Below are 13,278 nucleotides of genomic sequence, written 5' to 3'. Positions count from 1 at the left end.
TTAGAAACGCCAATTTTGATTGAACAACAAGCGAAAAAATGATAAAACTGATTTTAAAACTAAACGAGTAGCGGCAATCCCTTGCGGTTGCCTCTCTCGAAACGGCAACCGCAAGGGATTGCCGCTACTTCAGTTATTGATTACCAACTGAATCTTTTGTGCTGTATTTCAAAAATCAGTTTTTTGAAATACAGCATCTTGCGTCTAAAATCTTGTATCTTGTTTCTTATGTCCTAAAGTCTTCAAATCTATGAAAATGCTAAAGCTCTACTTCTACACAATCCTACATTTACGTCCGAAGCAAATATTTTATCAATTGTATTATCGGACAAAACGCTTGGTTAGAAAAATACTTCGCTGGCAATATCCCAAAACGATTGAAGCGAGAAGTTTTAGTTTACATTTACAAGTATCAATTCCTGCTAAAAAGACTTATTTCCCAATCGAAAAACGTTTCGTTTTTCTGAATCAATCCAAGAATTTTAAAGAAGCTATCGACTGGAATGATGAAAAATCTTTCGGAAAATTATGGGCTTATCAGTTGAATTATTTTGACTTTCTGCATCAAAAAGACCTATCTAAAGAAGAAGGCTTGATTTTAATAAATTCATTTATCAACACTTCAAACCTCAGCACAGGTTTAGAATCTTATCCGATTTCTTTGAGAGGCATTAATTGGATGAAATTTTTGACTTATCATCAAATCCAACAACCAGAAATAGATGCCGTTTTGGTGGCTCATTACTGTATTTTAAGCAAGAATCTGGAATATCACATTTTAGGAAATCACTTACTCGAAAATGCTTTTTCTTTACTTTTCGCAGCTTATTATTTTAGAGATAAATACTTTCTGAAAATTGCCACCAAGCTTTTGGAAGATGAATTAAAAGAACAGATTTTAGCCGATGGCGGACATTTTGAATTATCGCCCATGTATCATCAAATCGTACTCTTTCGTTTGCTCGACTGTTTGAACTTGGTGAAGAATAATCCTGATTTTGGCGAGCACTCAATAAATGAAATGTTGAAGACTTACGCTCAAAAAATGGTAGGGTTTTTAGCTGAAATTACTTTTGAAAATGGCGATATTCCTTTGGTAAATGATTCCGCACAAAATTTTGCACCCAATACTGCTGAACTTTTAGCGTATGCCAAAAGCTTGAGTTTATTGCCAAAACCTACTAAAATTAAAGAAAGCGGTTATCGAAAATTTCAGAAAAAAGCTTACGAATTGTTTGTTGATGTAGCTGAAATTTCTCCAAAGTATTTATCTGCACACGCTCATTCAGATACGCTCAATTTTGTTTTGCACATTCGTGGAAAGCCTTTTATTGTGGACACTGGTACTTCTACTTATCAGTTTGCTGAAAGGCGACAGCAGGAACGTTCGACTGCGGCACATAATACCGTTCAAATTGGGGATTTTGAACAATCAGAAATTTGGAGTATTTTTAGAGTAGCGAGGCGAGCGAAACCAAAGATTTTATCAGAATCGGCAAATCATATTTCGGCTTCGCACAACGGCTATCAGCGTTTGGGAATTGTTCATCAAAGAGATTTTTGGATAGAAGAACAGCAAATTTCTATTCATGATACAATACTTGGGAATGAGAATTTTCCAGCAAAAGCATTTTTACACTTTTACCCCAACATCGAAATTAAGCTTAGTGGAAATACAATTTTAACCGATTTTGCCACAATTACTTTTGCTAAAAACCTTGAAATTACGCTTACGGATTATTTATTAGCCGAAGAATTTAATGTACTCAAACCAGCCCAATTAGCGATTATACACTTTCAAAATGAATTAACTACAACAATTAAATTCCATGAAGCTTATGAAAATCCTCGTCCTAAGTTTTAATTTTCAGCCAGATTTATGTGCAGGTTCATTCAGAAGTACAGCTTTGGTAAAAGCACTTCAAACGAAAATTGCTTCTACCGATTCAATAGAAGTACTCACCACTACGCCAAATCGCTATCACAGTTTCAGCAATCAAGCCCCAGTTTTTGAGCAAAAGGATAATTTAATCATTCGTAGAATTCCTTTGCCAGCACATAAAAACAGTATTTTCGGACAAATTTTCGCCTTTATATTTTACGCAAAATCGGTGCTGAAATATACTAAAAAGTATGATTACACTTTGATTTACGCTTCTTCGTCTCGACTTTTCACGGCTTTACTCGGAGCGATAATTGCTCGCCGAAAACCAACTTTACTTTTTCTTGACATCAGAGACATTTTTTCAGAAGCAGTTTTAGAAGCTTTTCAAAATCCTTTTCTCAAATTTTTGATGAAAGTATTTCTTGTGCCAATCTTGAAAATGATTGAACAATTTAGCGTCAATACCGCTCAACATCTCAATCTTGTTTCAGAAGCTTTTGCCGATAATTTTAAGTACTTCAAGGGAAATATTAGTTATTTCACCAATGGCATTGATGAAGTATTTTTAAAGCATAATTTTCAGCATACTACACAGAATCTGCCCCAAATAATTACTTATGCAGGAAATATTGGCAATGGACAAGGTTTGGAGAAAATTATTCCAGAAGTAGCGAAGGTTTTAGAGGGAAAGTACATTTTCAACATCATTGGCGATGGAAATACCCAAAAAATGTTGGCAGAAAAACTAAGTATTCTGGATGTAAAAAATGTGAATCTATTTACGCCAGTCAGTCAGGAAGAGTTGATTGATTTTTATCAGAAAAGCGATTACTTATTTTTACACCTGAACGATGCCCAAGCTTTTGAAAAAGTATTGCCTTCCAAGATTTTTGAATATGCAGCGACCAACAAAACCATTATTGCAGGCGTAAATGGTTTTGCAAGAAATTTCATCGAAAAAAATGTAGCAAACGTTATTCTCTTCAAGCCTTGCGATGCAGAAAATTTAGTTGAAAAATTAAAAAATCACCATTTTTCAACAGTAAATCGAAGTGATTTTATCGAAAAATTTAGTCGAAAAACGATTATGGACGAAATGGCAAAAATCATTTTAGCAATGATTCATTCGCCTAACATTGAAAAAAATGTAGTATAAGCTTACCTTTATGTTTTAATTCAAAAAAATCATTAATTTTTCATTTAGAATTAATGAAACGACGATAGCATTTTTAAAATTGAAGCTCATTTTGGATATACAAGCAACAAAAATCGCAATTATTGGCCTTGGTTATGTAGGCTTACCTTTAGCAGTAGAATTTGGAAAAAAGTACCAAGTTTTGGGTTTCGATATTAATCAAACAAGAGTAAACGAGTTAAATGCTGGTCACGACCGCACGCACGAAGTAGCATCGTCGCAGTTGAAAGCTTCTGAAAAACTTACTTTTTCGGCTTCACCTGAAATGTTGAGTACTTGCAATGTGTTTATTGTAACTGTGCCAACGCCGATTGATAAATACAAAAAGCCAGACTTAATTCCTTTGCTTTCGGCAAGTAAAACAGTCGGAAAAGTATTGAAGAAAAACGACATCGTGATTTATGAATCAACAGTTTATCCGGGTTGTACAGAAGAAGATTGCGTACCCGTTTTGGAAAGAGAAAGTGGACTGAAATTCAATGAAGATTTCTTCTGTGGTTATTCGCCAGAGCGTATCAATCCTGGCGATAAAATCAATACTTTAACTAAAATCAGAAAAGTAACTTCTGGCTCAACAGAAGAAATTGCTGAGTTTGTTGACCAACTTTATGGCTCAATCATCGAAGCAGGAACTTACAAAGCTTCGTCGTTGAAAGTTGCGGAAGCCAGCAAAGCCATTGAAAATGCTCAACGAGATGTGAATATTTCGTTCGTCAATGAATTGTCATTGATTTTTGATAAAATGGGTATTGATACTTCCGAAGTATTAGAAGCTGCTGGTACAAAATGGAATTTCTTGAAATTTAAACCAGGTTTAGTTGGCGGACATTGTATCGGCGTTGACCCTTATTATTTGTTGCATAAATCTGAAAGTTTGGGTTATTATCCACAAGTAATTCTTTCGGGAAGACGAGTAAACGATAACATGGGAATTTTTGTGGGCGGAAAACTCATTAAATTATTGATTAAAAAAGGGCATAAAATTGAAGGAAGTAAAGTCCTGATTTTGGGAATTACTTTCAAAGAAAATTGTCCTGATATTCGTAATTCAAGAGTAATTGATGTGTATCAAGAATTAAAAGAATTTGGTGTACAAATCGACGTTCATGACCCATGGGCAGACAAAAAAGAAGTACATGAAGAGTACGGAATTTCGCTTTTGGATTCAATCACTGAAAAGTATGATGGAATTTTATTAGCAGTTTCACACGATGAATATAAAAATTTAGATTTGGAACAACTGAAAAATCCAGATGCTGTAGTTTATGACATTAAATCTTTATGGCAAAAAGATTTAGTGGATGCAAGGCTATAAAAATTTTTGTTTTTCAGTTTACTATTCAATCAGGTACAAAAAAGAGATAAGCAATTTGCTTGTCTCTTTTTTTGTGCCTAATTGTTAGATAGTTATAAAAAAAATATGCCTATTTTTTGAAATCGTTTTTATTTTTTTACTACTTTAGAATATTGATAAACCTACGTTTTACTGCCTAATCTACCCTTAGCATGAGAAAGATTCTTATCACAGGAGGAGCAGGTTTTATACCAAGCTCTTTGGCCGACAGGCTTTTGCAGGATGAGCAAAATTTTATAATTGCTCTCGACAATTTTTCTACTGGGAATGAGCGAAATCTTCCCCAAAAACCGCCTTCCAATTACCAATTTCTGAAATGTGATGTCAATGATTATGGAAGTCTTTCAGAGATAATGAATCAATTTGATTTTGATTATATTTTCCATTATGCCGCCATTGTTGGTGTTCAAAGAACACTTGAAAACCCTTCGAGTGTTTTAGGAGATATTGAAGGAACTAAGAATATTCTGAGTTTAGCGAAAGACAAAAATGTAAAGCGTATTTTCTTTGCTTCGTCTTCGGAAGTATATGGAGAATCTAAAGAGTATCCCCAACATGAAGAATTAACGCCTTTGAATGGGAAATTACCTTATGCGGCAGTCAAGAAAGTTGGAGAAACGATTATTGAGTCTTTCAAATTTACTTTTGATTTAGATTATACCATTTTCAGATTTTTCAATACTTATGGTGCTAAACAGAATCATGATTTTGTGGTTTCAAGGTTTTTGAATTTAGCCTTGAAAAATGAACCGATTACAATTTATGGAGATGGCTCTCAGACCCGAACGTTTTGCTATATCGACGATAATATTGAAGTAACGCATAAAATATTCAACGAAAATCTGGCATTAAATCAAGTAATTAACCTCGGTTCTGAAATTGAAATCAGTATTTTATCCTTGGCAGAAAAGATTATTACGCTTACTGACTCACATTCATCCATTGTGCATTTGCCTGCGCTGGAAAAAGGCGATATGGCTAGAAGAAAACCTGATAATACTAAAATGAAACAAATTTTAGGAAGAGAATTAATCTCTTTGGAAGAAGGTCTCAAACGTATTATAAATCTATAAATCCATACCTCTAAAATTTACCTCTATGAACACTAGCTACGAACCATTGATTGTATTAGGAGTCTTTTTCCTGATTTTTTCATTAGTATTGAATAATACTTTGTTGAAATATCTTAAATTTCAAGCCCCTCAAAAATCAAAACTTCAAATACGCTGGAATATTTCCAAGAAACCAACACTTGGTGGAATTTCATTTTACATTGTGTTTTTGATTGCATTCGTGTACTCAAGCCATCCGACGATTTCACTTTTAGTTCCGCTGAGTATTGCCTTTGGTTTTGGCTTGATTGATGATTATTTTGTTCTTTCACCTTTCTTCAAATTACTTGGACAATCTTCAGTGGCTTTATTAATTGGCAATGAACACACAATTCATTTGGTTGAAAGCAATGTTGTGAATACTGTTTTTACTTTTTTCTGGATCATTGGTTTGATGAACGCCATTAATATGCTTGATAATATGGATGGTATTTTGGCTTCAACGGTTTTGATAATATTGTTGATTGCTTTAATAATACGACCTGAAGAATCGAGTTTAGAGCTAAATTTTTACATAGCTTGTATCATGGGGGGATTGATTAGCTTTTTATTTTTCAATTGGCAACCTGCTAAAATGTATATGGGCGATTCAGGAAGCCAGTTTTTAGGAGCATTTTTGGCTTGGATAAGTATTCAATACTTTTGGAATTTTAGAGAAATGGGAGTAGAAGGTTTACAAGGAAAACAGTTTTTAGTACCAATTTTGTCTTTTATTATTCCTTTGATTGATACTTCAACCGTTATTTTTTTTAGAATGCAGCAAGGCATTTCACCATTTGTTGGAGGGAAAGACCACCTTACTCATCATTTGGTTTATGCGGGTTTTTCAGAACGCCAAACAGTTGTGCTGTTAAGTATGATTTCTTTACTTTCAGGAATGATTATCTTTTTTATGGAAGATATTGTCAGAACGAATCACTGGAGAAATATGTGTTCGATAATTGTGCTAATTTATATCTTGTTGGTTTGGTTATTTTTGCAGATAATGTATGAAAAAGGAGGAAAAAAAGTTTTATCTTGAAAATTTCTAACTAACTATAAACTAAAAGAGCTTGTCTTCATCATGAAAACAAGCTCTTTTTATTTATGTGGATAAAACTAAAGCACCGTGCGGATTTTTAATTCATCCATTTGTTTTTGGTCGATTGTTGAAGGTGAATCAATCATAATATCACGTCCTGAGTTGTTTTTCGGGAAGGCAATGAAATCACGGATTGAATCTGAACCACCGAATAATGAACAAAGACGGTCGAAACCGAATGCCAAACCTCCGTGTGGTGGCGCTCCATATTCAAAAGCATCCATCAAGAAACCAAATTGATGTTTTGCTTCTTCGTCCGAGAATCCAAGTACTTCAAACATTTTAGCTTGTAGTTCTTTTTGGAAAATACGAATTGAACCACCGCCTACTTCAACGCCATTGATTACTAAATCGTAAGCGTTTGCACGAATTTTGCCTAGCTCTCCAGTTGCTAAATATTGTAAATCTTCTGGTTTCGGACTTGTGAATGGGTGGTGCATCGCAAACCAACGGTTTTCTTCTTCGCCGTACTCCAATAGAGGGAAGTCGATAACCCAATGTGCTGCATACTTTTTAGGGTCACGCAAACCTAAACGATTACCCATTTCAAGGCGTAATTCGTTTAATTGTTTACGTACCTTATCGCCTATTCCCGGAAGAATCAAGATTAAATCTCCTTTTTCTGCTCCGAAAGCCTCTGCCCATTTCTTTAAATCTTCTTCTGAATAGAATTTATCTACAGATGACTTCAAACTTCCATCGGCATTGTAACGAAGGTAAATCAAACCTTTTGCACCAATTTGTGGACGTTTCACGAAATCAGTCAATTCGTCCACTTGCTTACGAGTATATTCTGCACAGCCTTTTGCATTGATACCCACTACTGTATCTACTGAATCGAAAACAACGAAATCTTTTCCAGAAGTTAAGTCAACTTCTTCGCTTTTCAATTCTACAAACTTCATATCAAAACGAATATCTGGTTTGTCAGAACCGTAATATTTCATGGCGTGTGCGTAAGTCATACGTGATACCTCGCCCAATTCCATATTTTTTACGTTCAAGAATAAATGACGAATCAAACCTTCAAACATATTCAATACATCTTCTTGTTCGATAAACGACATTTCGCAGTCAATCTGAGTAAATTCAGGCTGACGGTCAGCACGTAAATCTTCGTCACGAAAACATTTTACAATTTGGTAGTAACGGTCGAAACCAGAAACCATCAATAATTGCTTGAATGTTTGTGGAGACTGCGGTAAAGCATAAAATTCGCCCGGATTCATTCTTGAAGGCACAACAAAATCTCTTGCTCCTTCAGGGGTTGATTTAATCAACACTGGCGTTTCTACTTCTATAAAATCTTGTCTGTCAAGGTAATCTCTTGTAAAACGAGCTACTTGGTGACGTAACTGTAAGTTGGCTCTTACAGGATTACGACGTAAGTCTAAGTAACGATACTTCATGCGAATATCATCGCCGCCGTCTGTATCATCTTCTATCAAGAATGGAGGTAATTTTGCTGGATTCAATACTTCCAAAGAAGTAACTTTTACTTCAACATCTCCAGTAGGAATTTTATCATTTTTAGAAAGACGTTCAACTACTGTACCCGTCGCAGCAATCACATATTCACGACCGAAAGTACGAGCCAAATCCAATACTTCTTTAGGCGTTTTGCCTTCTTCAAGCATCAACTGCGTAATTCCGTAGCGGTCACGGAGGTCAATCCAAATCATACCGCCTTTATCACGAGTTTTTTGTACCCATCCACAGAGGGTAACCGTTTGGTTTACATTTGTTAGGCGGAGTTCGCCATTATTGTGTGTTCTGAGCATAAAGAATGTATATCCTGCCACAGGCTTTTGTTGCAAAAATCAATAGGAATTTTCCAATTCCAGAAAGGCAGAAACTTGTGGTAAGTTTTTAATTTTTGCAAAATTACAGAAATTAGACGTTTTGAAAACTATTTGACTGGTTTAAAGATTGGTAATTATATAAAGATTAGTAAAATTGATTGAAGAAAATAAATATTTATAGGCACGATTTGGAAAATCGTGGTACAGATTTATGAAAAAAGTAGCAATCATCGGTGCAGGTATTGGGGGAATTTCAACAGCCATTCGTTTGGCTCATAAAGGTTTTGAAGTATCAGTTTTTGAGGAAAATACTTATGCAGGAGGTAAATTAAGCAGTTTTAACTTGAATGGCTATCGTTTTGATGCGGGTCCATCGCTTTTTACTTTACCCAATTTAGTAGAAGAACTTTTTGAATTAGTCGGTAAAAATCCAAAGGAATATTTCGAGTACATAAAGTTGCCAGATATTTGTCATTATTTTTGGGAAGATGCTACAAAACTTACTGCTTGGGCTGAAAATGAACGCTTTGCCAAAGAGGTAGAAGAAATTACGGGCGAGCCAGCCCAGAAAATCCTCAATTTTTTGAAAGACAGCGCTTTTAAATATGAAGTACTCGACGGACTTTTTTTACAAGATTCTTTGCACAAATTTTCTACTTGGACGTCCGCCAAAGCCCTAAAAGGATATTTGAATTTACCCAAACTCGGTATTTTTGGAACGATGAACGAAGCCAACGAAAAACTGTTTAAAAACCCGAAAATCGTTCAACTCTTCAATCGTTACGCTACTTATAATGGTTCAGACCCTTACCAAACGCCTGCTACTTTGAATATTATTCCACATTTGGAGTATAATATCGGTGCATTTTTCCCGAAAAAAGGCATGGTTTCTATTACCAATTCTTTAGTGAAATTGGCGGAAGATTTGGGCGTACAGTTTTTCTATGAAAATAAAGTAGAAGAAATTTTGGTAGAAAAAGATAAAGTTTCGGGGATTCGTTACAGTAATATTTCGGAGAAAAGTATCAGCAAAGCATTTGATGTGGTAGTTTCCAACATGGACGTAACGCCTACTTATCGGAAATTGATGCCCAATCAAAAACATCCAGACCGTTTGCTGAATCAACCTAAAAGTAGTTCGGGCGTGATTTTTTATTGGGGAATCAAAAAACAATTTGCCGAATTAGGTTTGCATAATATTTTCTTTAGTGATGATTATCAGAAAGAATTTAACACAATGTTTCAAGAAAAAACCATCAGCAACGACCCAACGGTATATATCAACATTACTTCAAAACTAAAACCAGACGACGCTCCCAAAGGCTGTGAAAACTGGTTTGTACTCATCAATGCACCAGCGAACGAAGGACAAAATTGGGATAAAATCATAGCGAATACTCGCCAAAATGTGGTTCAAAAAGTATCAAGAATGTTAGGCGAAAACATTGCAGATTTGATTGAATGCGAAGAAATCCTCGACCCACGCACGATTGAATCAAAAACTTCGTCGGCACAAGGAGCTTTGTATGGTAATTCGTCGAATAATCGTTATGCCGCATTTTTGCGTCATGCTAATTTTTCGTCTAAAATTAAGAACTTGTACTTTGTAGGTGGAAGCGTACATCCGGGCGGAGGAATCCCTTTGGCGATTTCTTCGGCAAAAATTGCCTGTAAATATATTGAGATTTAAATAATAAGACGAAACCTTAGGGGTTTTTAGGCGATGGCTTGTCTAGCTAAAAAACTAAATATTACAACGATGAAACAACTAATCGCTCTACTGATTTTAGTGAATGTTTGTGGGAAAGTTTCGGCTCAAAATGTATTTACAAAAGTACCGACTTTAGCGCATACGCATGAAGTGGATATTTTCTTCTTGCATGAATTGCCCATCAAAGAACCTTATTTCAAAACACAAATGATTGAAACCGATGGGAATGATTATAACGATGCCATCGTTCAAATCAAGCAAAAAGCCCAATTGGTTGGTGCGGATGCTGTGATTATCATGAATTATGACAGAGGTCATTTAATAGGAATAGGAGCGAAGTATAAGAAAAATATGGCAACCTTAGATTCTACAGTGGCTTTTTTAAAGACTATCCGCATCATTCCAATCAACAATAATAAAGGCAGTGGCGATGTACAATTTGATATTGATGGTAGCTTAAAACCTAATCAAAGTAGAGAATTAGTTACTTATTTTGAAGACAATATCTTGAATTACGATTTTGATTTTTTGATAAAAGATAAATCATCTCGTTGGCAAGAAAGTCCCGATATTTTTAATCGAATAGAAAGGCGCAAATTAAAAAGTAATGAAGGAGTGACTATCAAAAAAATACACTTGAATTATGCCTCTGATTCAGATAAAATTCCCAAGTTTTTAGAAGTAGATGATATTAATAATAGTTCAGTTTCGTCTTCGATGTGGCATACCGAAAAGCTTTTTCCCATTTATAACAGTACTGGAAAATTGACGGAACTTAAAGTGTATTGGAAAAATGCGTTGGTACGTCGCCAACAATTATTTTATGATGCCAAAAACCGTTTAATCATGTCAGATTGGGTGAAATTTGAAAATCAAAGGCCTGTTCCTTTCCTTAGAGTGGAATATGAATATTATAAAAATGCGGATTTGAAATTGTAATCTTGCGTACTTTCGTAAAGTTTTAGAACTTTGCCTTATTAAATTTAAAATTTTACGAATTACATACAAAGATGCTTCAAAGAATTCAAACCTTATTATTACTTGTTGTTGCAGTGGCAATGGCTGCAGTAACAGCTTCATTACCTATTTGGGAAAAAAGTAGTGCTACTTTAAATGAAAAAGTACGTCTTACAGCTTTTAATCTTGAACATTCAAAAGGAGATGCTATTGTAAGTAATAACAGTACAGCTGTTATTGGTATTTTAGGAATTATCGTTGTTTGTATTGCAATTTTTTCAATTACACAATACAAAAAAAGAGTTTTACAAATGACTTTAGGGTTAATCAACTCAGTATTGATTGCAATAAGTTTAGGTATTTGTTTTTATCAAGTATTCAAAGTGGGCGTACCCATGTTTGAACCAGAAGTGCAAGGGAATTATGGTGCAGGATTTGCCGCCGCAGTTGTTGCGATGTTAGCCAACATGATTGCAAACCGTTTTATCCGTAGAGATGAAATGCTAGTAAAATCTTCAGACAGAATGAGATAGTGCTATTGACTTTCGAAATTAGGCATTAAAAAAGGCTTACAAAGAAATAAATCTTTTGTAAGCCTTTTTCTTTTCTGCAGTCAGCTTTTTGGGTAATATATTTCAATAATTAATATTTTATCTTAAATAAGTCTTTGTATAGTTTTGTGAAAATACGATTGAAGAGTTTTGTGTCATAAAATGGAATGAATTTCCAATAACCTTTATAATTCACAGCCCAACGTAGGAAACCTTTCAGGTCTTTATATTTCATACAACGCCTAATATCTCTGTCAAAAATAGCGATTTCAGTTCTTGCGTTAAGTGGTGTTGTTTCTGAAAAATCACCAATGATTTTCCCACTTATAATTTGCCTTATACCATCTGCTATATCTTTTCCTGTAAATTTAGAATAAGGCATCCAAGAGTTAGAACGTAAATCTGTTTCTATTAAATAAAATAGATTTCTTCCTTTGTGATAAATATATTGAATACTCCCAAAGCCACTTATCCCGAAAGACTCCCCCAGTTTTTTTAATTCTTTTGCTAAAGCAGCATCTTGATAATAAGTTCTACGAGTAGTAAATGAAAACTTTCCACCCATATAAGATAAAATAGTAGCACAATTGTAACTTACTAATTGCCCTTCATAAAAAAGAGCTTCAACACCGATGTCATCGCCTTCAATAAATTCTTGTAGAACAAGATTTTTTTTATTTAATACTTTATCCAAACAAGGTTGGAAATCATTAATATTTGCACAATGCTGAATTCCTAAGCCAGAAAAACTAAAATCTTCCTTTAATAAAATTGGGAAATGAAGGTTTTTAGCAATATCATCCAAGCTAATGTCTTCAGTATAATTGATAAATCTTGGAGTCGTAATGTTATATCTTGAACAAGCTCTAGACATGCCAATTTTTGAAGATAGAACCTCTCTATTTTCAATTTTAGTGATAGGTAAAAGCTTTTCAAAAAGGAGTGGGTCGTCTCCAATAAAGTTATTCATCAACTTTAAAGTAAATTCATCAAGGAGCAGAATCCAGTTATATTTATCTGGATTTTTTTTTACATAATCGGCTAATTCATATTTAAAGCTCTCTTCTTCTTCAGAGGCTTCAATCCAATTATCATGAAACTTATTACTTTTGAGCCAAGATTTTTCTGAACAAAAAATATCTACAGTGCAACCAGCTCTTTTGAAAATAGAAGGAATCTCCGCCGTTGAGTCGAAAAAATGTCCAACAGAAACAAGTAGTACTTTATACATAAAAATAGCTTAGTATAGGATTTATAAGTTGTTAAGCAATGTTGTTGTTTTCCAGTATTGATAAATGATAATGTGCTAAACCAGAATTAAACATCAAAATATAGCTGTGAATTAAGCAATATTGAAGGTTATATTACTTAATCGTCTCGACAAATGTTGTGATTCCATTAATTATGCTGATGTAATATAAAAAAGCATAATTTTTAAAAATAATAAAATCAAAACTTGATAACCCAATTACTAAGAGGAACAACGAGATATTGATTTTGAGGAGTGTTTAGATTTTAAATTTACTATTTTAAATAGAAAATCATTTATTTTTTTGAAGAGAATTTCAATTTAGGATAAATCCTGTTCTAAAAAAATGAATACATTTCTTTAGAACAGGATTTGTTAAAA

Annotated in this window: 10 protein-coding genes; 8 read left to right on the top strand and 2 right to left on the bottom strand. The window is 34.2% G+C overall.

What is annotated here, in order from left to right:
• The first annotated feature begins 256 nt into the window (after nt 1-256).
• The 5 genes from ABID42_RS05520 (at nt 257) to ABID42_RS05500 (ending at nt 6,567) form a co-directional block, all read left to right on the top strand.
• Nucleotides 257-1,864, top strand: coding sequence for a heparinase II/III domain-containing protein (locus ABID42_RS05520; protein WP_367282797.1), 1,608 nt, complete (start codon nt 257-259; stop codon nt 1,862-1,864).
• On the top strand, nt 1,839-3,041 hold the full coding sequence (locus tag ABID42_RS05515) for a glycosyltransferase family 4 protein (RefSeq protein ID WP_367282796.1): 1,203 nt from the start codon (nt 1,839-1,841) through the stop codon (nt 3,039-3,041). Before ABID42_RS05520 ends, ABID42_RS05515 begins: the two co-directional genes overlap by 26 nt.
• An 88-nt stretch (nt 3,042-3,129) precedes the next feature.
• Nucleotides 3,130-4,395 carry a nucleotide sugar dehydrogenase gene (locus ABID42_RS05510; RefSeq protein WP_367282904.1) on the top strand — a complete coding sequence of 422 codons (1,266 nt, stop codon included), beginning with the start codon at nt 3,130-3,132 and terminating at the stop codon, nt 4,393-4,395.
• 191 nt (nt 4,396-4,586) lie between these two features.
• On the top strand, nt 4,587-5,507 hold the full coding sequence (locus ABID42_RS05505) for an NAD-dependent epimerase/dehydratase family protein (RefSeq protein WP_367282795.1): 921 nt from the start codon (nt 4,587-4,589) through the stop codon (nt 5,505-5,507).
• Nucleotides 5,508-5,532: 25 nt separating this feature from the next.
• Nucleotides 5,533-6,567 (top strand): glycosyltransferase family 4 protein, encoded by a 1,035-nt coding sequence (locus tag ABID42_RS05500; RefSeq protein WP_367282794.1) that lies wholly within the window; start codon nt 5,533-5,535, stop codon nt 6,565-6,567.
• Between the two features lie 77 nt (nt 6,568-6,644).
• Here the strand turns inward: ABID42_RS05500 and aspS are convergent, their stop codons facing one another.
• A complete protein-coding gene (gene aspS / locus ABID42_RS05495) occupies nt 6,645-8,408 on the bottom strand; it encodes an aspartate--tRNA ligase (RefSeq protein ID WP_367282793.1) in 1,764 nt (587 codons plus the stop codon).
• A gap of 232 nt (nt 8,409-8,640) precedes the next feature.
• Here aspS and crtD point away from each other — a divergent pair, with 232 nt between their 5' ends.
• From crtD to ABID42_RS05480, 3 genes are all read left to right on the top strand, one after another.
• Nucleotides 8,641-10,119, top strand: coding sequence for a 1-hydroxycarotenoid 3,4-desaturase CrtD (gene crtD, locus ABID42_RS05490; RefSeq protein WP_367282792.1), 1,479 nt, complete (start codon nt 8,641-8,643; stop codon nt 10,117-10,119).
• Between the two features lie 69 nt (nt 10,120-10,188).
• A complete protein-coding gene (locus ABID42_RS05485; protein ID WP_367282791.1) occupies nt 10,189-11,079 on the top strand; it encodes a hypothetical protein in 891 nt (296 codons plus the stop codon).
• Between the two features lie 71 nt (nt 11,080-11,150).
• A complete protein-coding gene (locus ABID42_RS05480) occupies nt 11,151-11,630 on the top strand; it encodes a DUF4293 domain-containing protein (RefSeq protein ID WP_367282790.1) in 480 nt (159 codons plus the stop codon).
• A gap of 109 nt (nt 11,631-11,739) precedes the next feature.
• On the opposite strand, the gene ABID42_RS05475 is transcribed toward ABID42_RS05480, so the two are convergent.
• Nucleotides 11,740-12,879 carry an ATP-grasp domain-containing protein gene (locus tag ABID42_RS05475; RefSeq protein WP_367282789.1) on the bottom strand — a complete coding sequence of 380 codons (1,140 nt, stop codon included), beginning with the start codon at nt 12,877-12,879 and terminating at the stop codon, nt 11,740-11,742.
• Nucleotides 12,880-13,278 lie beyond the last annotated feature (399 nt).

This window comes from Arcicella rosea, assembly GCF_040543805.1.
Taxonomy (GTDB): Bacteria; Bacteroidota; Bacteroidia; order Cytophagales; family Spirosomataceae; genus Arcicella; species Arcicella rosea.
Note: the sequence above shows the minus strand (reverse complement) of the source record. Positions and strands in the feature narration are given on the sequence as shown.

What these genes read in the sequence shown, in the direction of transcription:
- ABID42_RS05505 (WP_367282795.1), top strand. Translation starts at nt 4,587, where the DNA reads ATGAGAAAGATTCTTATCACAGGAGGAGCAGGTTTTATACCAAGCTCT.
- ABID42_RS05485 (WP_367282791.1), top strand. Translation starts at nt 10,189, where the DNA reads ATGAAACAACTAATCGCTCTACTGATTTTAGTGAATGTTTGTGGGAAA.
- ABID42_RS05515 (WP_367282796.1), top strand. Translation starts at nt 1,839, where the DNA reads ATGAAAATCCTCGTCCTAAGTTTTAATTTTCAGCCAGATTTATGTGCA.
- aspS (WP_367282793.1), bottom strand. Translation starts at nt 8,408, where the DNA reads ATGCTCAGAACACACAATAATGGCGAACTCCGCCTAACAAATGTAAAC.
- ABID42_RS05520 (WP_367282797.1), top strand. Translation starts at nt 257, where the DNA reads ATGCTAAAGCTCTACTTCTACACAATCCTACATTTACGTCCGAAGCAA.
- ABID42_RS05500 (WP_367282794.1), top strand. Translation starts at nt 5,533, where the DNA reads ATGAACACTAGCTACGAACCATTGATTGTATTAGGAGTCTTTTTCCTG.
- ABID42_RS05475 (WP_367282789.1), bottom strand. Translation starts at nt 12,879, where the DNA reads ATGTATAAAGTACTACTTGTTTCTGTTGGACATTTTTTCGACTCAACG.
- crtD (WP_367282792.1), top strand. Translation starts at nt 8,641, where the DNA reads ATGAAAAAAGTAGCAATCATCGGTGCAGGTATTGGGGGAATTTCAACA.
- ABID42_RS05480 (WP_367282790.1), top strand. Translation starts at nt 11,151, where the DNA reads ATGCTTCAAAGAATTCAAACCTTATTATTACTTGTTGTTGCAGTGGCA.